Consider the following 21,588-nt stretch of genomic DNA (forward strand, 5'->3'; position numbering starts at 1 on the left):
CGCGAGACGGCACCCGGCCGTGCGCACCGGGTGCCGATTCGTGGGGTCCCGACACGTCCATCGCCTCCACAGGGTGGAGGCCTTCGACAGGGGGAGGGGGTTTCCTGCGTCGCGGCAGCGCTGGTCGCCACTGCTAGACGCCGCGGACGCGCTCCTTGCGCTGGGCCCGCTCGCGGTGGACGATGGAGACCAGGGTGTCGCGCTCCAGCTCGTCCACCACGTACAGCCGACCGCCCGCCGCCCCGACCAGTTCCCGGAGATACCGCTCGTTGGGCTGCAGGCCGATGCAGGTGAAGGCGATGCGACCGAACCGCCCCTGCCCCAGCTGGCGCGCGACCTGGACGGCGTCCTCCAGCGGGTTGGCGGTCCGGTAGGGCACCGTCGGGATGCCGTCGGTGATCAGCACCAACAGCGGGTTGCGGGCCCGGGCCTGGCGCAGGTAGCTGGCGGCCACCTCCAGACCCTGGGCCAGGGGGGTCAACCCGTAGGGCTGGATCTGGCCGAGTCCCCGCTCGACGCGGACGGTGTTGCGGGTCAGCGGGACCTGGACTTGGACCATGCGCTCCTGGAAGGTGATCACCGCCACCCGGTCGCGGGTGGTGACCAGGAGCTGGTGCGCCAGGTCCTTGGCCGCCCGGATGCGGCTGCCCGCCATGCTGGCGCTGGCATCCAGCACCAGGCCCACGTCCACGGGATGCCGGCGCACGCGGCGGTGGAGACGCAGATCGCAGGCCTGGAGCCGCAGCGGGAGCCCGCCCCGCACCAGGGCGGCCAGCACGGACTCGGCCACGGCCAGCCCGTCGCCCCCGGCACCCGGTTGCCAGGGGCGCACCGCGCGCCGCCGCACGTGGCGGCCGCGCTCGTCGTCGTAGACCGTCACCCGGCCGTGGCCCGGCCGCGCATCCGGTCGCGTCGGACGGACGCGCAACAGCCGCCGCAAGGCGGTGCGCACGGCGGCCGGCTCGTCCAGGAGCAGGCCCAGCAGCTGCCGGCCCCGGGCGGTCAACCGGTACTGCTCCCCCTCCCGCTCCACCAACCCCGCCTCTCGGAGTTGGTTCAGCCAGCGGCGCAGCTCCTCGTAGCTGGCGCCGGGCAGCTGCAGGTCGCGCCATGCCGCGCCTCGCTCCAGGCGCTCCAGCAGCGCCGCCGCCAGGTCGATGCCCGTCTCGCGCAGCCACCCCAGCGAGCGGGCCAGCAGCTGGTGCCGGACGGCCTCCCCTGCGCCCGCGGCCGGCAGGTCGCCCATCCCGTCGGCGTCGGCCGCCCCCTCGGGGTCCCCAGCGGACGAACCGGCAGCGGGTGCGGCAGCGGGCGCGGGGCCCTCGGGTTCGGCGTGGCCGCCCCGGCGGGGCGCCGGCCGCGACACCTCCCCGCTGCGGACCCCGAAGCCCTCCCCCACGGGATCCACGGGATGGGGCGGGGGCAGCACCGGCCCCGAGCGCCGGCGGCCAAGGCCCAGGCGGCTTGCGATCCCCTGCCGCGCATCGATCTCCAGCCCGGCGGCGTCGGGGTCGACCCCCCGTCCCATCGGGCCCCGCCCCAGCTCCCCGGAGCCGGGGGCATGGCCGTCGGCGCCGTCCCCGGCAGGCCCGGGGCGACCGGCGGTACCGGGCTCGCCCCCGGTCGCACCGGGCCGGCCGCCCGGGGTGGCACCCGGCCGCCCGTCCTCCCTTAGCAGCGAGTCCGAGGCGGTCTCGTAGTCGCTGAGGTCCAGGGGGGCGCCGCCTCGCCCGGCTACCACCTCCACCGTCTCGACGCGGCGCAGCTCCAGACCGGCGGCGAGGACCGCCTCCTCGGCGGCGGCCACGGCGTAGATCGCGAAGCCCCACAGGGCGCGGGGGAGGCCGATGGCCAGGTGGACGTGGTTGCGGTGGGCTAGGCGCAGGGAGAGCCGCCGGCCGTAGATCAGGGAGCCGGAGGCGCGGCCGCCGCCGGTGCCCGTCTGCAGGTCGACGAGATCGGGGATGCGTTCCACCGCCAGGCCCGCCACGCGGTGGGCGCCGGCATCGCGGGCGAAGATCCGGGCGGCGCGGGCCAGGTTGCGCGCCACCAGGCGGTGGTCCACCTCGCCGTCGGCGTGGAAGACGTCCACGTGGAGCACCTGGCCGGGGCGGGACCGCCCGTAGAAGACCCGGCCCGCGTCGGCATCCCGCAGCACCTGGACGACGCCCGGGCGGCCCACCACCAGCAGGTGCACGCAGGTGCTGGCGACGGCGGCCTCGCCGATGCCCGCCGCGCCCCGGGCCAGCGACTCGAGGAGGCGCGCGGTCAGGTCGGCCTGCCGGCCCAGCCGCTCGGTGAGGCGTTCGATGCCCGCGATCCCCGGGGTCACTGGGGGCCCCAGGACCGGAGGGCCCGGTCCCGCGTCAGCTCGAGCAGCGGCCGGGCGCGGCGGGGCGGGGTGGTCCCCGGCCGGGCGCCGGGACGCGCGGTCCCGGCGCCCGGCCGGACCGGGTCCGTGCCCATGGGGGTGCCGTCGGCGCCCGGTCGCCACGGGCCCGCGCCGGTCTCGGCCGTGGCGGGCGAGGCGGTGCCGGCCGGACCCGGGCCGACCAGGGCGGAACCGGCCCCCCCGGGGCCCACGGGCCCCGGGGGGGCCGAGCCCTCGCCGCGGGTCCCGCCGCCGGCGGGACCCGCGGCCGAGCCGGTGCACCCCGGGGTGGCGCGGCCCGGGCCGCCGGCCGCCGGCCGGGCGGCCCGGGCCAGCATGTCCCGCAGCCGGCCCCAAACCCCGGCCGTCCCCCCATCCGGGCCCGTCGGCTCCCCGGAGCGGCCCGCCGCGGACCGTGCCGCAGGCTGCGCCGCGGCATGGCCTGGACCCGGAACGCCGGCCGCCCCGGCCGACGTCACGGCCCCGCCGCCGGGGACGGCACCCCAGCCGGCGGCCCCGGTGGGCCAGGTCGCCGGCTCGCCGGCGGCCGGATCCCCGACCGCATCGTCGGCGCCCGGGGCGCCGGCCCCGCCGCTGCCGTCGCGGCTCAGAAACTCCAAGACCTCCCCCAGCGCCCCGGCCTCCACGCGGTGGCGGAGGACGGCGGGCGCCACCTCCAGGAGATCCTCCCGCCGCACCCGGCGCCGACCCGCGCGGGCGGCGTAGAGGGCGGCCGCGTGGCGCCACGCCTCCAGGGCGCGCAGGCTCTCCAGGCGGAACTGGACGTAGACCTCGGCCAGCAGCTCCAGCAGGGGCTCCGGGAACTGGGGCCGCCGCCGGGCCGCCTCCCACCACCGCCGGTCCCACCCGTCGGCCCCGTCCCCGGACCGCGTCTCCGTGGCCGGCGGCTTCTCGAGCGGGCCCCCGCGCCCGTCCGCCGGCCCGGAGTCCTCGGCCGGCACGCCTCCCGGTCGACCCTGCCATCCCGGCAGGGCTCGGGCATCCGCGGCCGCCACGCGGTCCGTCCGCCCGTCACCCCCCGGTACCGGCGCAGCGCCCGTCGCCCCGGCCCGCCCCGCCGGCCGGCCGTCGCCCGCTCCCGCCCCGGCGGCCTCCGCGACCGCCGGCCCCCCGCGGGGTCGCCGCCGTCGCCCAAGGCGGCGGCTGTCGCCGTCACGCCCGCCGGTCGCGCGAGACCGGCGCCGGGCGACCGCTGGTCCCCCGGGCGCGCGCCCCCGGGCCCGGGCGGCGGCGCCCCCGTCGGGCATCCGCTGGCAGCCCCGGCCGACGGCCCGTCGGCGGCGGGGGCCGGCGGCGGGACCGCGGCCTCCGCCGCCGCCCGGGCCCGGGCTTCGCCGAGGAGGAGGATGCGCTTGACCAGCCACGGTTCGCCCGGGCGGCGCACGTCCAGCACCAGGTCGAAGCGGTCCGACAGCTGGCGGCGGATCTCCTCCAGCGGCCCCGGCTCCTCGTCGGGGTTGGAGGCCGCCCACACCGCCACCCGCACGGGGATCTCCACCGGGGGCAGGCCCGTCTCCTCGATCTGCAGCCGCCCGGGCTTGGTGCCCATCACGTCCAGCAGGCAGTCCGCCAGCTCCGGGGCCACGTCGGCCAGGCGGTTGATCTCGTCCACCAGCACGATGCCGCGGTGCGCCTGGGCCAGGGTGCCCGGCAGCAGCGCCGCCTCGGGCCGCTGGCCGTCGGTCAACCGTGCCAGGTCCAGGCTGCCGATGACGGTGCCCACCTTGGCCGACGGCGAGATCTCGCGGAAGGGCATCGGGATCCACTCGGTGCCGTGGGCGGCGATCCGCTCGGGGTCCCAGTGGGCGTGCAGGGGGCAGTGGGGGGCGCGCGGATCGCAGTTGTACGGGCAACCGCGGATCCGCTGGATGCGCGGCAGGATGCGGCGCGCGGCGCGGAGGATGGTGGTCTTGCCGGTCCCCCGCACCCCCTCGGCATGCAGGTGCAGCGGCTCGCCCCAGAGCTGGGCGATGATGGACATCTCCACGGCCTCGAAGAGCTGGCGGTTCCCCTCGTGCCGGATCAGCGACCCGTACTCCTGCATGCGGCCCCACCCCCGCCCGGATTGACCGTCCCCGGGGTCCGTCCGCCCGGCCGCCGCGCCGCGAGCCCACCCGGCGGTCGCCATCCCATGGCCCGCCGGAGCGTCCCGGGCCGGGCGCCGCGGGCCCCGGCGCGCATCGCGGCGGGGCCCCGCCCCGGGCCGCCATCCCGCCGCGGACCCGCATCCTCCGTCCGGATTCCCCGCGCGGGCGCCCGGCCGGAGAACCGGCGGCGCAGGTTAGTCTGGCCGCCCCCCTCGCAAAAAAACCACCGGGCCCAGGGCCCGGTGGCAGCCGGGTTCTTCCGTCCCCGTGGGATGGGGGTGCTCCTTCAGTCCACCGCCCGCGCCGCCGCGCGCCGCCGGGCGGCCCGCTGGCGCAGCACGTACCAGAGGGGGCTGGCGACGAAGATCGAGGAGTAGGTCCCGAAGAGGATGCCGAAGAACAGCGCGCCGGCGAAGGCGCGGATCGTCTCGCCGCCGAAGGCGAAGACCGCCGCCAGGGCGAGCAGGGTCGTGGTGCCGGTCAGCAGCGAGCGACGCAGCACCTGCCGGATGGAGCGGTCCACCAGCTGGTCCAGGGGCTCCTTGCGGCGCAGGCGCAGGTTCTCGCGGATGCGGTCGAACACCACCACGGTGTCGTTGATGGAGTAGCCGAACACGGTCAGCAGCGCCGCGATGAAGGACGAGTCCACCTGCCACTGCAGCAGGGCGAACAGGCCGACCACCATGAAGACGTCGTGCAGCATGGCCAGGATGGCCGCCACGGCGAACCAGAACTCGAACCGGATCGTCATGTAGACGACCATCCCCACCGTGGCCAGGGCCAGGGCCAGGATGCCCCTCTCGCGGATCTCCCGGCCGATGGCGGGGCTGATGCTGTCGAACTGCTCGAGCCGGACCGGGCCGAGCCGCTCCTCCAGGGCGCGGAGGACCCGCTGCTGGGTGGCCTGGTCCACGGCGGGCGTGCGCAGCAGCGCCACCCGGTCGCCCTCGCTGAGCTGGACGACGGCGTCCTCCACGCCCTGCTCCGCCAGGACGGACCGCACCGCGCCCGCGGTCACGGTCCGCTCGAAGCGCAGGGTCCAGGCGGCGCCGCCGGTGAACTCCACGTTGTAGTTGAGGCCGCGCACGGCCCAGGCGATCATGCCCGCCGCCAGCAGGAGCAGGCTGAGGGCGAAGGCCACGCCCCGGGTGCGGACGAACGAGAACCCCTTCACCGCGCCCCACCCCGCACGCCGAACAGCCGGCTGGGCTGCCGGAAGAGCTCCGCGTCCACCAGGTTCCGCAGGAAGAACCGGGTCAGGGTGATGGCGGTGAACATGCTGGCGACCACGCCGACGGCCAGGGTGACGGCGAAGCCTCGCACCGGGCCGGTGCCCAGGCCGTAGAGCACGGCGACCGCGATCAGGGTGGTCAGGTTGGAGTCCAGGATCGCGGAGAAGGCGTTACGGAACCCCGCCTCCAGGGCCGCCCGGATGGTCTTGCCCGCCCTGAGCTCGTCCTTGATGCGCTCGTAGATCAGCACGTTGGCGTCCACCGCCATGCCGACCGACATGACGAACCCGGCGATGCCGGGCAGGGTCAGCGTGGCGTCGAGACCGTAGAGGGCCGCGGCGGTCAGCAAGAGGTAGACGCCCAGGGCCACCACGGCCCAGAACCCCGGGATCCGGTAGACGACCACCATGAAGCCGGCCACCGCAGCGGCGCCGACCACCAGCGCCTGGACGCTGCGCGCCAGCGAATCGGCCCCCAGCGTCGCCGAGACGGTGCGGTTCTCGACGATCTGCAGGTCCACCGGCAGGGCGCCGTAGCGCAGGGCCACGGCCAGGCGCTGGGCCTCCTCGAAGGTGGGGATGCCGGTGATCTCCGCCCGGCCGTTGGTGATCACGGCATGAACCTCGGGCGCCGAGATCACCTGCTCGTCCAGCACGATGAAGATGGGCTGGCCGAAGAACTTTCGCGTCGCCTCGGCGAACGTTTCGGTCCCCTCGGCGTTGAACTGCAGCTGGACCACGGGGCGACCAGCCTGGTCGGCCGCCACCTGAATGCCCCCGGCCACCAGCTGGTCGCCGGTCACCACCACGCTGCCGTCGGGGCCGCGGAACTCCAGGCGCGCCGTGCGCCCGATGGTCTCGATGGCCTCCTGCGGATCGTCCACGCCGGCCAGCTCGACCACGATGCGGTCCTCGCCCTGCCGCTGGATCACCGGCTCGGCCACGCCCAGGGCGTCTACACGGTTGCGGATGATCTCCACCGCGTCGTCGATCTTCTCCCGCGTCACCGGGTTGCCGGGCTTGTCCACCCCCTGGAGGACCACCCGCACCCCTCCGGCCAGGTCGAGGCCGCGGTTGATGCGGTCCTGCAGCCGAAAGTCCAAGAGCGTCCAGGCGGCGATGCCCCCCAAAAGCGCCAGGCTGAGGATCAGGGTCAGCACCGCCCGCGTCCTGCGGCGCCCGCGCATGCCGCCGCCCCTCCTCCTCGACGGTTCCCGTCCGCCACAAGGGCTCAAAAAAGAGCGGCCCCCGCCGGCACCCACCGGTGGCCGCGTCCCGCCGTCCGCCGTTGACGGTGCGACCGTCCCCGCACCCTGGGGCGCGGAACCCGAAGGCGATTATACCACCGGGCCGTGGGCCGTGGGGGGAGGCCGCGGCGCACCCTCCCGCCGGCCGTCCGGGCCGGTGCGAGGCCGGCGCCGTCAGGGGACACACTGAGGACGGACAACGGCCGCGGCGCGGGAACCGCCCTCCAGGCCCGGGCGCCGACCCGCCGCGGCGGCCGTCCGGGGAGAGATCGTCAGGGCGAGGAGGTAGACCACCCATGCCACCGCAGGAGGATCGGGAGGGACGCGGACCGTCCCCCGGGCCGACACGCCGGGCGTCGTCCGCGCCGGCCGCCCCCGCCGGGCGCCAGCCTTCGTTCCAGCAACCGGCCCTGTTCGCCACCTTTCGGGACGTGGACGGCGCCCAGCGGGCCGCGGAGGCCCTGAAGGAGGCCGGCTACCGGGACGTGCAGATCGACCGGCTGGAACCGGTGCGGGAAGAACGCGGCGACCTGACGGACCAGCCGGTCCCCGAGACCCTGACCGGCGCCATGGATCGCGACCGCCGCGCGCTGGCGGCCATGGACCCCACCGTCAGCGGCCTCGCCGACGACGAACTGGTCGGCGCCATGCCGTACCTGCTGGTGGTGCCGCTGGCCGACGGCCAGAGTCGGCAGCGGGCAGCCGCCATCGTGCGCCGCCACGGCGGACGGGTGTAGGCACCCATCAGGCGCCGGTCGTCGCCCGCGCCGCCGCGGACGCCGGCCGGCGCAGGGCGGGATGGGTGAAGGACAGCACGGCGGGGACCAGGAACAGCACCGAGATCGCTCCCATGGCGCCCGGGAGGGACCCCAGGGCCTGCTCCAGCCACCCCGCCAGCAAGGGGCTGACCGTCATCCCGACGTAGATCACCGCATTGCGGGTCGCCTCCACGCGCCCGAGGTAGGCGGGATCGGTGGCCTCCTGGACCCAGGCCACCTGGGGGGCGAGGAAGGCGGCATTGCTGACGCCCATCAGCACGTAGGTCGCCAACGCGACGGTGAAGTCCCGCGTCCCGGCGAGGATCACCAGGGCCAGCCAGGCACCCAGGTACCCCACGCCGATGACGACGTGGCGGGGCCAGACCTTGCCCCGGCGGGCGACGACGGCGTTCCCCGCGATCATGCCGACGCCCATGGCGGCCAACAGCACGCCCCACCGCTCGGGCGGCACCCCCAGCAGCATGGGGACGGCCTTCTGCAACAGGGCGTTGGCACCGTTGGCGCCCCACGCGAAGCTGCCCATCAGCAGGAGGAGGGCCCACACCGTGCGGTTCTGCCGGTGGTAGCGAAGGCCGACCAGCACGTCCCTGCCCACCCCGGCCAGGCCGCGGGTCGCGGGCCACAGGCCTCCCAGGGCAGCCTCGTCCAGGGGCAGGTGGGCCAGCTGCCAGGCCGAGACCAGGTAGGAGAGCGCGTCCAGCCAGAAGGCCGGCGCCATGTACAGCACCGGATGCAGGGCGCGCCCGGCGGCGATCAGCGCGGTGGCGCCCACCGGGGCCAGGATGTCGATGAAGGAGCGGGTCGCCGAGTGGTAGGCGTTGGCCTCCGGCAGGGCATCGCGGCTCACCACCGCCGGCAGCGTGCTGCGCCACGCCGGGAAGAAGAAGGTGCTGGCGGTACCCACCACCAGGGCCGCCAGGTACACCTGCCAGAGCTCCGTCGCCCACGGCACCAGCAGCACGGCGACGGCGCGGACCAGGTCGCTGACCACCATCACCGTGCGCCGCGGCCAGCGATCGGCCAGCGCGCCGGCCAAAAGCCCCAGCACCGCCTGGGGCAGGTGCTGGGCCATCAGGACGAGGCCGATGGCCATGGGCTGCTGGGGGAAGCGGTCCAGCACCAGGGTGGCCAGCGCGACGGCGTTGAGCCGGTCGCCCGCCCAGGACACCGCCATCGCCAACCAGTACCGCCGGTAGGCCTCGAACCGCTGCAGCAGCTCGAAGAACCCGTAGGACTTCACGGCGTTCGCAGCGGGCTCGCCGGCGTCGCCGCGCGGCGCGCGGCCACGGGGCGCCTCCCCTCCACGACCCAAGGCCGACGCTCCTTCCTCCGCCGAAGGGCCGCCGCCCGTCTCTCCGCGCGGGTCCTGGCACTCGGTTCCTCTGGGTCGGCGGCACCGTTGCCATTCGATGTCGACCCAGGGACTTCCTACCTGGATCGGGTCCCATCTTCATCTCCGGGCTCATCGTCAGGGCCGCCGACCACCCGTCGCAGGTCGCCCTCGCGCCGCGTCCAGCGGCGGCGGTCGAAGTACTCCAGGAGGGGCAGCGCCCACTTGCGCGTCACGCCCAGCGCGTCCCGCGCCTGGGCGACGGTGAAGGGCCCGACCTGCCGCTCCAGCGCCACCAGGCGCCGCCAGGCGTCGACCAGCGCCTCGGGCGTGAACCACAAGCCGGTGTCCACGCGCACCACCCGACCCTGCCGCTCCAGGATGCTCAGCAGCCCCAGCGCGTCGGCGACGGGGACGCCGGCCGCCGCCGCGGCCTCCTCGGCGCTGGCCGGCGGAGCCAGCCCGCCCTGCCGATAGACGGCGGCGAGCCGCTCGAGGTGCTGGCGGGCGGCGGCCGTCCCGCCGGGTTCCCAATCGGGCAGACGCAGCCGGTCGTCGTCGGCGGCCAGCACGCCGGCGGCGATCCACGTCTCCAAGAGCGCCTGCAGCCCCGCCCTCGCCTCGGCCTCCGGCACGGGCCGGTCGCCGGTTCGCGCATCCGCGGCGCCCCGGGCCGCACGCCAGAGGGCATGCAGCAGGGCGTCGCGGCTCATGCCGGCCTCCAGCGGGCGTTCCCGGTGGTGACGCTCCAGGGCGGCGCGCGCGTGCCGGGCCAGGGCCTCGGCCGCGGGCGCGGCCACCCAGTGGCCGCCGGGCAAGGAGCGGACGCGCCCCGCCGCCTCGGCGCGGGCGAGGGCCTGCTCGATGCGCCGCATGGGCTGACCCAGCTCCCGGGCCAGGGCGGTGGCGGGGCGCGGCAGCCCGGCCCGCTCCAGGCGGGCCGTCAAGCCGTCGGCCGGGTCGTCGGCGAGGAAGGCGACCAGCCACCGGCCCGGCGCGTGGCGCCGCGACCAGACCCGGCCCACGTCGGCCACGACGCCGCCCCCGGCGGTGCGCGCCGGCGAGTAGGTGCGCACGACGAACCGGTCGCCGGGCGCGACGACCAGGGGTTCCTCCAGGCGGATCAGCGCCCAGCCCGCCTCGCCCGGCTGCCAGGGACGCACCGGCTCCAAGAGGCGCACGCGGCCCAGCACCTCGGCGGCGCCGGCGTGGACCCGCACCCGCTCCTGGTGGCGCAGGGGCCAGGGCGCGCGGGGCAGCCACTGGAGGCGTACCGCCAGCCACCGGGTGGCCTCCAAGGTGCCGGGACGAACCAGGACCTGCCCGCGGTGCAGCGCCTGATGGTCCACGCCGACCAGGTTGGCCGCCACCCGCTGACCGGCCACGGCCTCCTCCACCTCGCGACCGTGGACCTGGAGGTGCCGGATGCGCGCGGTCATCCCTCCGGGCTGCACCTCGACCCGGTCGCCGACCCGCACCCTCCCTGCCACCAGGGTCCCGGTGACCACGGGACCGAAGCCGGGGAGGGTGAAGGCGCGATCGATGGGCAGCCGCAGGAGGCCGTCGGCATCCCGGCCCGGCACCCGTCGCGCCGCGTCCTCCAGGGCCGTCAGCAGCCGATCGAGGCCCTGGCCCGTCGGCGGCGCCACCCGGACCACCGGCGCCTCGGCGAGGAAGGTGTCCCGGAGGTGGGCCCGCACGTCCTCCTCCACGAGGTCGAGCCATGCCGGGTCGTCCACCAGATCCACCTTGGTCAGCACCACTAGGCCGTGCCGGACGCCCAGCAGCTGCAGGATGTCCAGGTGCTCGACGGTCTGCGGCATCACGCCCTCGTCCGCCGCGACCACCAGCAGCACCAGGTCCATCCCGTGGACGCCGGCGGCCATGTTGTGGACGAACCGCTCGTGGCCGGGGACGTCGACGATGGCGGCCGGGCGGCCGCTGGGCAGGCGGAAGGGCGCGAAGCCCAGGTCGATGGAGATGCCGCGCCGCTTCTCCTCCTGCAGGCGGTCGGTGTCGACGCCGGTCAGGGCGCGGACCAGGGTGGTCTTGCCGTGGTCCACGTGGCCCGCGGTGCCGATCACCAGGGGCGGCGGCCCCGCGGGCGCGGAGGCCGCCGTAGTGCCGGCCTCCCCGGCGGCGGCACCAGACCGGGGCGCGGTCATCCCGCCGCCCTTCCCCGCGCCGGGGGACGCGCTGTCGCTCGGCCCGTTCATCGCACCATCGCCTCCGTCGCCTCCTGCCTCATGGCGCGCCCCTGCGCATGGCACGCCCGTGCCCGGACGGCCCACCGCCCGTTTCGTTGACAGGGCGCATCCCCGCCACTATAATGCCAGTTGCGGTTCGCGCGCCTCGACCGTCGGCCGCTGCGGGGCTGCCTCCCGCTCCGCCGGCGGGGCCGCGGGGCGTCGCGGTCGGCGGCGTCCCGGCGGCGGGGGCCGCGGTCGTCCCGGCCGTGCGCGCCGGGGCGTCAAGACGGCGTTCGTTCGCCATCGCTGCGGGCCGTAGCGCAGCTTGGTTAGCGCGCCACGTTCGGGACGTGGAGGTCGCCGGTTCAAATCCGGCCGGCCCGACCACCTGCGCCGGTGGACGCGTCCCACCGGCACCGCCGCAGGGCCTCGCGGGTCCGACCCCCGCGAGGCCGTTGATGTCGCAAGTCGCAGAATTGGGTGACGACGGGACGGCCCGACCGGCACCGCATCGCGCGGTGCCGGTCGGGCCGTCCCGTCCTGGGGGGTTGCGCCCCGCCGCGGCGCCAGCGGCCGTTCGCCAAGCCGGCCGGCGCCGCCCCCGCCGGTGGCGCGGCGGTCGTCGCTGCGCAGCTCCTCAGCGCGGAGGGGCCGGGGCGGTGGAGGCATCGGTCTCCGCCGTCGCCTGCCCGCTACTCCCCCCGGGGTCCGCGGGCGACCGGTCGTCCGCCGGCGAAGCGTCGGCTGCCCGGCCTTCCCTGCCGCCCGGCGCGGCCGCATCGGCGGCGACCGCCGGTGCCGGGGCCGGCGCATCGGCACCGTCGCCTTCCGCCGCATCATCCCCGGCCGCCCCCGAGCCTCCGGTCGGCTCGCCCGTCGCCCGGTCCGGCGTGGCCTCCGCCGCGCCCGACGCGGCGCCCTCCTGGGCCGCAGCGGCGTCCCGTGCCCCCTCGGCGGCGGTCCGCTGCGCCGCGATGGCCTGCCGCGCCGCCTCCAGCGTCGGCACCAGGTTCTCGTAGGTGCAGCGCCGGATCGCCTCGTCCAGCGACAGCCACGCCGCGTCCCGCAGCTCCTCGCGCTGGACCCGCAATCCCCCGTTCAGCGCGCGGACGAGGAAGTAGTGGACGGTCTTCTCCACCTCCTCCTCGCCGTCGCGGAACCGGTACCGCACCGAGGGGAGCGGCGCCTCGATGGCGCCGACGATCCCCGTCTCCTCCCGGATCTCGCGCAGGGCTGCGGCCTCCGGCGTCTCCCCTGGCTCGATGCCGCCCTTGGGCAGCGCCCAGTGCCCGTAGGCGTCCAGGATCATCAAGACCTCGACGGCGGGGCCGGATCCGCCGGGTTCGTCCCCCCTGGAGGCCGCGTCCGGGTCCGAGGCCGCCGATCCCGTGGCGATCGGCCAGGCCGGGGTCCCGGCGCGCCGGTACACCACGCCGCCGGCGGCATGGCGCTCGATCATCGTCGATCCCCTCCTACCCGCGGCTGGGTCCGTGTAACGTTTCGGTAGGTGAGGGTCGAGGCAAATAGAAAAGGCCTCACCCGGAGGCTGTCCCTGCATCGGGACGGCTTCCCCAGCGGCAGTCGGAGGGTGAGGCCCCATGCTCAGCATACACGCTGTGCGCGAACTTTTCCTCCAGACATTGCGGGAACTGGCGGAGCTGGTGACGGAGGACCGATCGTTTGGCGAACTGGAGGAAGCCGTTCAGCGGCTCAGCGGCCGGCTGACACTGCGGCTGCTGGAGTGGGTGTTGGCCGGGATCGATGAGCGACTGATGCAGGAGCGGGACCCGAGCCGATATGAGTGCCTGGATACGCGGGAGCGGGTCCTGGACACGCCGCTGGGCGAGTTGCAGGTGAAGCGACGTTACTACCGGGACCGGGCGACGGGCCAGGGTGTGTTCTTGCTGGATGAAGCACTGGGCTTGGAATCGCGGCGGCGACTGTCGCCGCGGCTGGAAGCGCTGTGCCGGCGGCTCGCGACGGAGATGCCGTATCACCGAGCGGCGGCGGTCCTGCGGGAGTTGACGGCGGGGCAGGCACCGGCGCGGGCGATGACGGTGTGGCGGGCGTCCCAACGGGCGGGGCGCCGGTTGAAGGAGGCGGCGGAGCGGCTACGGCGGTCGGTGTTCGTGGAGGGCCAGGTGCCGGAAGGCCGGCGCCGGAGCGTCGAGCTGCATGCCGAAGCGGACGAGGTTTATCTGCGGGGTCGAGGGCAACCGGTGGTGTTGAAGCTGGGGGTCGCGTACGAAGGCAAGCAAGCCGTGGGTTCGAACCGGCAAGCGCTGCGGGAGCGGCGGGTCGTGGCGGGGGTGATGCCGGGGACGGCCTTTTGGGAGCAGGCGAGCGCCTATTGGGGGACGCACTGGGATCTGAGCGCGGTCCAGGCTTGTTACCTCGGAGGCGATGGGGCGCATTGGGTCAAGCAGGGGTTGCAGTACTTCCCCCGCGCGTGTTACCGGCTGGATCCGTTCCACCTGCGGCGAGCCCTGCGGGAGGCGTTATCGCCTTCCGAGGAGACGTACGCCCAGGTGTGCCGGGCCATCGAAGCGGGGGATTGGGCGGGCGTGGAGTCGGCGCTTCGCCAGACGCTACGGGGGCGGCGTGGTCCGGCGCGGGAGCGCTTGTTGCGGCTGCGCGGCTACTTGCGGGAGCACTGGGACGGGATTGTGGCTTCTGGGGAAGCGCCGCGGCTGGGGGCGATCGAAGCGGAGGTCTTTCACGTCCTTGCGCGACGGATGAAACGGCATGGGGCGCGTTGGAGTGAACGCGGCGCCGACCACTTGGCGCGGCTCTTGAGCGAACGCGTGGACCCCCACTGGCGCGCGGTCCTCGGCGGCCGGCCCCTGCAGATTTCGCCCGGCGTGCGGCAGGCGACACGCCAGGCCGTTCAGCGCGTGATGCGCCAGCTCGAGGAGGACCCAGCCCGTTGGCTGCGTGCCCGCATCCCAGCGCTCACCGGGCCGCATGCGACCAAACCCTGGGTTCAGGTGCTGCGCGACCTGGCCCATGTCCACGCACCGGTGGCTTGACAGCCGATTCACCGCTGGGGGCACCCACCGGAACGTGACACGGACCGCGGCTGGTTGGCGATCCAAAGGATGGATGGACCTCATGGTATAATGTTAGACGAGCCTGCCGGCTGGCAACCGCCGAGGTGAGCCCGGTGGAGGTTGGCAAGCGGATCCGGGAGCTGCGCCGGCAGCGGGGCATCAGCCTGCGCGACCTGGCACGCCGCTCGGGGGTGTCGAAGGCCTACCTCTCCCAGCTGGAGAACGACCCCGACCGCAAGCCCTCGGTGGACGTGGTCCTTCGCGTCGCGGCAGCCCTTGGCGTCGGACTGGCCGATCTGGTCGGACCAGCGGCCATCGGGCCGACGGCGCCACCCGCGCGTGCTGCCGCCGGGGCCCCTGCTCCGTCAGGCCCCGCGCCAAGCGGACCCGCCGCGCCCGCCGCCGAGGGCACCGCCAATCGCCCGACACCGGGGACCGACGCAGCCAGCCCCCAGCCGCCGCCGGAGGACGCCATCGCCCTCGCCGCTGCGTCCGCCGAGCCCCCGGGTTCTGCCGGCGTCGTCCGCGGGACGTCCGCCACCTACCGCCAGCCGCAGCCTGCACGCGCCGCGACCCCTCGTCCCCAGCCCACCGAATCCCAACCGGCGCCGGGCCCCGGCGCCCTCGATCCCGAGACCCTGCCCTGGGCGCTGCGGGTCTTCTGGCAGGAGCACCCTGAGGTCCCCGAGGCGGACATCCGGTCCCTGGCCGCCATCACCTGGCACGGGCGCCGTCCCTTCACCCCGACCGACTACTGGGTGCTGCACCAGGTCCTCACCGGGATGACCCGGGGCCTCTGATCCGCCCGCAGGTCGCCGGGGCGACTTCGGCCGGCGGCGCCCGCCGAACGGCGGCTGCCCCGTGCCTGCGGGTCCCGCGGGATCCCACCACCGCGGGTCGAAGCCCGGGAGCTCCGCCGGCCGCGTCACCGCGTCCCCTCGTGCTGCCGCGGGCCGCGGGCGGCGAGGCCCCACCACAGCCAGTCGAGATCGTCCGCGCGACCGCGTTCCCACAGGCCCAAGGCGGCCGCCAGCACGGCCGCCGCGGCGTCACCCGCCGCAGCCTCCACCGCTGCCGCCGGCAGCGCCGGCCGGCCCGCGTCCGGCCGCAGGTGCGGCAGCTCCACCTCGCCGCGACGGGCCCCTTCCAGCAGCAGGCGCGCCAGTCCCTGGTGAAGGGCGGCGGTGACGGGACCCTGCCGGTCTTCCCCCCGCTGGCCCGCTCCGCGCGCCACGGCCGCGCCGGCCTCCGCCTCGCAGGCGAGCCAGGGGAGCGCATCGCGCAGCACGTCGCGAAAGGCCGCCCACCGCTCCGCCGCCGGGCGCCCGGGCGTCAGGTGGACGGGCGCCAGCCGACGGCCGATGACGGCGGCCTGTTCTTCCGCCACCGAGCGCAACAACGCCGCCTTGTCCCGGTAATGGGCATAGACGGTCCCCACGGCCACCCCGGCGGCCGCCGCCACCTGGCGCAGGCCGGTGCCGCGAAACCCCTGGCGGGCGAAGAGCTCCGCCGCGGCCTCGCGGATCCGGGCGGCCACCGGCGTACGGACGGCACCGCGCCGGTGACCCGGGTTCACCGTCGGTGCAGCCATGGGACCAGGCCGTCCCCGCCCGCCCCGGGTGGACGCCTCCGAGGCCCCGCCCCTCATACCGCCGCTTCCACCGCCTGGCCGGCTTCGGCCAGCAGGGCGCGGGCGATCACCATGCGCTGCACCTCGGACGTCCCCTCGTAGATCTGGGTGATCTTGGCGTCCCGCATCAGGCGCTCGACCTCGAAGTCCTGCAGGTAGCCGTAGCCGCCGTGGATCTGGACCGCCTCGGTGGTGACCCGCATGGCCACCTCCGAGGCGAACAACTTCGCCATGGCGATCTCCTTGCTGGCGCGCCGGCCGGTGCGCACGCTCTGGTCGTAGAGCACGGCCGCCCGGTAGACCAAGAGGCGCGCGGCCTCGATCGCCGTGGCCATGTCGGCCAGCTTGAACTGGATGCCCTGGAAGCTGGCGATGGGCCGGCCGAATTGCTTGCGCTGGCTGGCATAGGCCACGGCGCGGTCGAGGGCGGCCTGGGCGATGCCCACGGCCTGGGCGCCGATGCCGACCCGGCCGTTGTCCAGGGTGGCCAGGGCGATCTTGTACCCCTGCCCCTCCTGGCCGATCAGGTTCTCGGCGGGCACCCTCACCAGCTCGAGGATCACGTCGGTGGTGGCGGAGGCGCGGATGCCCATCTTCTTGAACGGCTTCCCGAAGGAGAGGCCGGGGGTGCCCTTCTCCACCAGGAAGGCGCTGATGCCGCGGGAGCCGGCGGCCGGGTCGGTCACCGCGAACACCACGTAGATCTCCGCCACGCCGCCGTTGGAGATGAAGGTCTTGCGTCCGTGGAGCACGTAGTGGTCGCCGTCGCGGACGGCCGTGGTCTTCAAGGCGGCGGCGTCGGAGCCGGCGTCGGGCTCCGTCAGGCAGAAGGCCCCCAGCCGGTCCCCCCGGGCCAGGACCGGGAGCCAACGGGCCTTCATCGCCGCGCTGGCCCAGCGGTTGATCAGCTCGCCGACCAGGCTGTTGTGCACGTCCATGACCACGGCCGTGGCGGCACACGCCCGGGCCACCTCTTCCAGGCAGATGGCGTGGGCCAGCGTGTCCATGCCCCCGCCGCCGTACTCCTCGGGGATCATCATCCCCAGGTAGCCGTGCTCCGCCAGCCGGCGCACGTTCTCCCACGGGAACTCGCCGGACGCGTCGTAGGCGGCCGCCCGCGGCGCCAGCTCGCGCTGGGCGAACTCGCGCACCGCGCGGCGGATCTCCTCGTAGGTCGGATCCAGCAGCCACGGAGGTGTCGCCATCGCCCGCCCTCCTCGACGCCAGGCTCGCATCGCCCGCGACGCCCATCGCCACCACGCGGCGGCGTCGGCTCGGCCGTCCCCGCGGTCCGTCAGCCGCCCGCCGCCCCGCCGCGCGCCTCGACGGCGGCCCGGCCGCCACCACCCTCCGCCGGGTGCCCGTCCCTCGGGCCGCGCTCGTCCCGCAAGGCATCCAGCAGGCGGCCGGCGGCCTCGGCCGGCGTCACCCGGCGGCCGGCCACGGCGTCGGTGGCCGCCGCCCACGCCGCCGTGCCGTGGAGCCGCTCGGCGACCAGGGCCAGCAGTTCCTGGCGCAGCGCCTCCTCGGCCCGCCAGCGGTCTCGCTGCGCGCCGGCCGGGCTCTCCGTCAGGTGCTGCCGGTGGCGGGCGACGGCATCCGCCAGCGCCGCCACGCCCCGCCCGTCGGCGGCCACCGTCTCCACGACCGGCGGCCGCCAGCCGGGATCCCGCGGCGCCCCCAGCTCCAGCATCTGCCGCAGCTCCTGCACCGTGCGGCTCGCCCCCGGCTGGTCGGCCTTGTTGACCACCAGGACGTCGGCGACCTCCAGGATCCCGGCCTTGGCCGCCTGGACGTCGTCGCCCAGCCCCGGGGCCAGCACCACCACCACGGTGTGGGCGTGCCGCATGATCGCCACCTCGGACTGGCCGGCCCCCACCGTCTCCACCAGCACCACGTCCATGCCGGCGGCGTCCAATAGGTGGATCACGTCCCCCGTGGCCCGGGCGAGGCCGCCCACCTGGCCGCGGGAGGCCAGGCTGCGGAAGAAGACGCCGTCGTCCACCGCCCCCTGGCTGAAGCGGATGCGGTCGCCCAGGAGGGCGCCGCCCGTGAAGGGGCTGGACGGGTCGACGGCGACGAGGCCCACCCGCTGCCCCGCGCTGCGCAGGTGGCGGGCCAGGGCAGCCGCCAGGGTGCTCTTGCCGACGCCCGGCGCCCCGGTCAGCCCGACCACGTGGGCGCGGCCGGTCTCGGGGTAGATGCGGCGCAGGAGCTCGCTCGCCCCCGGCCGGCGGTTCTCCACCCACGTGATGGCGCGGGCCAGCGCCCTGCGATCCCCCGCCAACACGCCGCGGGCCAGTTCCTCGGGGCCGGACGCGCGCATCACGCCCGGTCCCCCCGGCGCTTGCGCACCTGCTCGCGCGTGTAGGCGACGATCTCCTCGGTGCTCGAGCCCGGCCCGAAGACCCGCGTGACGCCGGCCGCGAGCAGCCCGGGGACGTCCTCCGGCGGGATCACGCCGCCCACCAGCACGACCACGTCGTCCAGGCCCACCTCCCGCAGCGCCTGGCACACGCGGGGGATCACGGTATTGTGGGCGCCCGAGAGGATGCTGAGCGCCACCACGTCCACGTCTTCCTCCAGGGCCGCCCGGGCGATCTGGGCCGGCGACTGGTGGAGGCCCGTGTAGATCACCTCCATGCCGGCGTCGCGATACGCCCGGGCGATGACCTTGGCGCCGCGGTCGTGCCGGTCCATGCCCGGCTTGGCCACCAGCACGCGGATCCGCTGGCTCGCCGGCACCTCGCCGGTGGTCACCGGTTGCGTCTCCATGGCGTCTCCGCCTCGCTCCTGCGATCACGACCCGAGCCGGCCTCGGCGCCGCCCCGCGCCGCGGACGGACCGCCCCCCTCGGGCTAGAAGATCGCCCGATCGCGGTACTCCCCGAAGACCTCCCGCAGCGTGTCGCACATCTCGCCCAGGGTGGCATAGGCGCGGGCGCACTCCAGCAGGCGCGGCATCAGGTTCTCGCCGCTGCGCGCCGCCGCCTTGAGGTCGCGCAGGGCCTGGCTGACCCGCCGGTTGTCCCGGGTGCGGCGGATGTCCCGCAGCCGCTGGACCTGGCGCTCCTGGACCTCGTCGGGGACCCGCAGGATCTCCGGCTGCTCCTCCTCCGCCAGGACGTACTTGTTGACGCCCACCACCGTGATCTCGCCCGCCTCCACCTGCCGCTGATACCGGTAGGAGGCGTCGGCGATCTCCCTGTGGAAGAACCCGGCCTCGATGGCGGGGATCACGCCGCCCAGCTCGTCGATGCGCCGGAAGTACTCGCGCGCCCGGCGCTCCATCTCGTCGGTCAGCCACTCCACGTAGTAGGAGCCGCCCAGCGGGTCGACGGTGTGGGTCACCCCGCTCTCCTCGGCGATGATCTGCTGGGTGCGCAGGGCGATGCGCACCGCCTTCTCCGTCGGCAGGGCCAGCGCCTCGTCGAAGGAGTTGGTGTGCAGCGACTGGGTCCCGCCCAGCACCGCCGCCAGCGCCTGCAGCGTCACCCGGACGATGTTGATCTCCGGCTGCTGGGCCGTCAGCGTACACCCCGCCGTCTGGCAGTGGAAGCGCATCTTCCACGAGCGCGGGTCCTTGGCCCCGAAGCGCTCCCGCATCTCGACGGCCCAGATGCGCCGCGCCGCCCGCAGCTTGGCGATCTCCTCGAAGAAGTCGTTGTGGACGTTGAAGAAGAAGGAGAGCCGCGGCGCGAAGCGATCCACGTCGAGCCCCGCCTCGATGCCGGCCCGCACGTACTCGAACCCGTTGGCCAGGGTGAACGCCAGCTCCTGGACCGCCGTGGCGCCGGCCTCCCGGATGTGGTAGCCGGAGATGCTCACCGTGTTCCACTGGGGCACGTGGTCGGCGCAGAAGGCGAAGATGTCGGTGATGATGCGCATCGACGGGCGCGGCGGGAAGATGTACGTGTTCTGCGCGATGTACTCCTTGAGGATGTCGTTCTGGATCGTGCCCCGCAGCCGGTCGAAGGGCACGCCCTGCTTCTCCGCGGCGGCCAGGTACATGGCGAAGATCATCGCCGCCGGTCCGTTGATGGTCATGGAGGTGGACACCTGGTCCAGCGGGATCCCGTCGAACAGGATCTCCATGTCGGCCAGGGTGTCGATGGCCACGCCGAGCTTGCCGACCTCGCCGTCGGACATGGGGTGGTCCGAGTCGTAGCCCAGCAGCGTGGGGAAGTCGAAGGCGACGCTGAGGCCCGTCTGGCCCTCCTTGAGGAGGTACTTGAACCGCTGGTTGGTCTGCTCGGCCGTCCCGAAGCCGGCGAACTGGCGCATGGTCCACAGCCGGCCCCGGTACATGGTCTCGTGGATGCCGCGGGTGTAGGGCCACTGGCCGGGACGACCCAGCCGTCGCTCGTCGTCGATGGCGGGCACGTCCTCCGGGCCGTAGCAACGCTTGACCTCGATCCCCGAGAGCGTCTCGAACCGCGGGCGCCGCTCCCGACCCGTCCCGCCCGCGCCGGCCGCCCCCGCGGGGCCCGGCCCTTCGGCCGTGCCCCCGGCGCGGCCCGCGGCGCCCTGGCCGCCCGCCGCGCGGGGACGGTCGGAGGCCGCCTCCGCCCCCGTGACGATCCGGTCTGCCATCCCGGTTCACCCCTCTCCCTCGGCGAACACCGACCCGCGCCCCTCTCCGCGCCCCCAACCGCGGTCGGCCGCCGGCCTTCGCTCAACCCAGCCAGCGCGCCACCTCCGGCGCGTGGTAGGTGATGATGGCGTCCGCCCCCGCCCGCCGCATGGCCGTCAACGCCTCCAGCACCACCGCCTGCTCGTCCACCCAGCCCTGCCGCGCGGCCGCCTTGACCAGGCTGTACTCGCCACTGACATTGTACGCCACCACCGGCACCGGGAACCGCTCGCGGACGGCGCGGATCACGTCCAGGTAGGCCAGGGCCGGCTTGACCATCACCAGGTCGGCCCCCTCCTCCAGGTCCAGGGCCACCTCCCGCAGCGCCTCGCGCACGTTGGTGGGGTCCATCTGGTGGGTGCGCCGGTCGCCGAAGGCGGGGGCGGAGTGGGCCGCCTCCCGGAACGGGCCGTAGAAGGCGGACGCGTACTTGACGGCATAGGACAGGATCGCCGTCTCCTGGAAGCCGTCCTCGTCCAGCGCCCGACGGATCGCCCCCACCCGGCCGTCCATCATGTCCGACGGGGCGACCCAGTCGGCGCCGGCGCGGGCATGGGAGAGGGCCACCTGGGCCAGCTGCTCCAGGGTCGCATCGTTGTCGATGCGACCGTCGGCGGTGAGGATGCCGCAGTGCCCGTGGCTGGTGTAGGCACAGAGGCACACGTCGGTGATCACCAGCAGGTCCGGCAGCGCGTCCTTGATCGCCCGGATGGCCTGCTGCACGGCGCCGTCCGGCGCCGCGGCCTCGCTGCCGCGTTCGTCCTTCGCCCGCGGCAGACCGAAGAGCAGCACGGCGCGGATCCCCAGCGCGAAGACCTCCCGGGCCCGCTCCACCGCGCGGTCGACGGACCGGTGCTCGACCCCGGGCATGGACGGCACCGGCTCCACCACGTCCCGGCCCGGGACCACGAACAGCGGGTAGATCAGGCGGTCGACGGTCAGATCCGTCTCCCGCACCAGGCTGCGCACCGCCGGGCTCGACCGCAGCCGCCGCGGGCGATGCACCGGAAAGGCCATGGCT

The 21,588-nt window shown here is 75.3% G+C and carries 16 protein-coding genes and 1 tRNA gene; 4 read left to right on the forward strand and 13 right to left on the reverse strand.

The features are described 5' to 3' along the window. Positions 1-133: 133 nt before the first annotated feature. From E1B22_RS09840 to secD, 4 genes are all read right to left on the reverse strand, one after another. On the reverse strand, positions 134-2,332 hold the full coding sequence (locus E1B22_RS09840) for a VWA domain-containing protein (RefSeq protein ID WP_135225510.1): 2,199 nt from the start codon (positions 2,330-2,332) through the stop codon (positions 134-136). Then, positions 2,329-4,620 (reverse strand): hypothetical protein, encoded by a 2,292-nt coding sequence (locus E1B22_RS14125; RefSeq protein WP_371413499.1) that lies wholly within the window; start codon positions 4,618-4,620, stop codon positions 2,329-2,331. Before E1B22_RS14125 ends, E1B22_RS09840 begins: the two co-directional genes overlap by 4 nt. A 145-nt stretch (positions 4,621-4,765) precedes the next feature. Further along, on the reverse strand, positions 4,766-5,653 hold the full coding sequence (gene secF / locus E1B22_RS09850; protein WP_135225511.1) for a protein translocase subunit SecF: 888 nt from the start codon (positions 5,651-5,653) through the stop codon (positions 4,766-4,768). Further along, entirely contained in the window at positions 5,650-6,897 is a 1,248-nt protein-coding gene (gene secD / locus E1B22_RS09855; protein WP_135225512.1) for a protein translocase subunit SecD, read from the reverse strand. Before secD ends, secF begins: the two co-directional genes overlap by 4 nt. Positions 6,898-7,253: 356 nt before the next feature. Between secD and E1B22_RS09860 the strand changes: the two genes are divergently transcribed. Further along, complete coding sequence (locus E1B22_RS09860; protein ID WP_243123312.1) at positions 7,254-7,694, forward strand: hypothetical protein; 441 nt, start codon at positions 7,254-7,256, stop codon at positions 7,692-7,694. A 7-nt stretch (positions 7,695-7,701) separates the two neighbouring features. Here the strand turns inward: E1B22_RS09860 and E1B22_RS09865 are convergent, their stop codons facing one another. After that, positions 7,702-9,048, reverse strand: a complete 1,347-nt coding sequence (locus E1B22_RS09865) for an MFS transporter (RefSeq protein WP_135225513.1) — start codon at positions 9,046-9,048, stop codon at positions 7,702-7,704. 116 nt (positions 9,049-9,164) lie between these two features. After that, entirely contained in the window at positions 9,165-11,282 is a 2,118-nt protein-coding gene (selB, locus tag E1B22_RS09870; protein ID WP_243123313.1) for a selenocysteine-specific translation elongation factor, read from the reverse strand. Between the two features lie 282 nt (positions 11,283-11,564). On the opposite strand from selB, the gene E1B22_RS09875 reads away from it, so the two are divergent. Further along, positions 11,565-11,642, forward strand: a tRNA-Pro gene (locus tag E1B22_RS09875). Positions 11,643-11,892: 250 nt separating this feature from the next. On the opposite strand, the gene E1B22_RS09880 is transcribed toward E1B22_RS09875, so the two are convergent. Further along, on the reverse strand, positions 11,893-12,714 hold the full coding sequence (locus E1B22_RS09880; RefSeq protein ID WP_135225514.1) for an NUDIX hydrolase: 822 nt from the start codon (positions 12,712-12,714) through the stop codon (positions 11,893-11,895). Between the two features lie 139 nt (positions 12,715-12,853). Here E1B22_RS09880 and E1B22_RS09885 point away from each other — a divergent pair, with 139 nt between their 5' ends. Next, positions 12,854-14,284, forward strand: coding sequence for an ISLre2 family transposase (locus E1B22_RS09885; RefSeq protein WP_135224609.1), 1,431 nt, complete (start codon positions 12,854-12,856; stop codon positions 14,282-14,284). 134 nt (positions 14,285-14,418) lie between these two features. Further along, complete coding sequence (locus E1B22_RS09890) at positions 14,419-15,105, forward strand: helix-turn-helix domain-containing protein (protein ID WP_135225515.1); 687 nt, start codon at positions 14,419-14,421, stop codon at positions 15,103-15,105. 125 nt (positions 15,106-15,230) lie between these two features. On the opposite strand, the gene E1B22_RS09895 is transcribed toward E1B22_RS09890, so the two are convergent. The 6 genes from E1B22_RS09895 to hemB all read right to left on the reverse strand — a co-directional run bounded on the left by E1B22_RS09895 (position 15,231) and on the right by hemB (position 21,584). Next, entirely contained in the window at positions 15,231-15,896 is a 666-nt protein-coding gene (locus E1B22_RS09895; protein ID WP_167758907.1) for a TetR family transcriptional regulator, read from the reverse strand. Positions 15,897-15,949: 53 nt separating this feature from the next. After that, positions 15,950-17,140: an acyl-CoA dehydrogenase gene (locus tag E1B22_RS09900; RefSeq protein ID WP_135225517.1), complete on the reverse strand. Its 1,191-nt coding sequence runs from the start codon at positions 17,138-17,140 to the stop codon at positions 15,950-15,952. Positions 17,141-17,229: 89 nt separating this feature from the next. Next, positions 17,230-18,261, reverse strand: a complete 1,032-nt coding sequence (gene meaB, locus E1B22_RS09905) for a methylmalonyl Co-A mutase-associated GTPase MeaB (RefSeq protein ID WP_243123872.1) — start codon at positions 18,259-18,261, stop codon at positions 17,230-17,232. Further along, positions 18,261-18,710, reverse strand: coding sequence for a cobalamin B12-binding domain-containing protein (locus tag E1B22_RS09910; protein ID WP_135225519.1), 450 nt, complete (start codon positions 18,708-18,710; stop codon positions 18,261-18,263). The genes meaB and E1B22_RS09910 overlap by 1 nt, the downstream gene beginning before the upstream one ends. A gap of 83 nt (positions 18,711-18,793) precedes the next feature. After that, positions 18,794-20,527, reverse strand: coding sequence for a methylmalonyl-CoA mutase (locus tag E1B22_RS09915; RefSeq protein ID WP_167758908.1), 1,734 nt, complete (start codon positions 20,525-20,527; stop codon positions 18,794-18,796). An 82-nt stretch (positions 20,528-20,609) separates the two neighbouring features. Beyond that, positions 20,610-21,584 (reverse strand): porphobilinogen synthase, encoded by a 975-nt coding sequence (gene hemB / locus E1B22_RS09920; RefSeq protein WP_135225520.1) that lies wholly within the window; start codon positions 21,582-21,584, stop codon positions 20,610-20,612. Positions 21,585-21,588: the final 4 nt, after the last annotated feature.

It is taken from the genome of Thermaerobacter sp. FW80 (assembly GCF_004634385.1).
GTDB lineage: Bacteria > Bacillota > Sulfobacillia > Thermaerobacterales > Thermaerobacteraceae > Thermaerobacter > Thermaerobacter composti.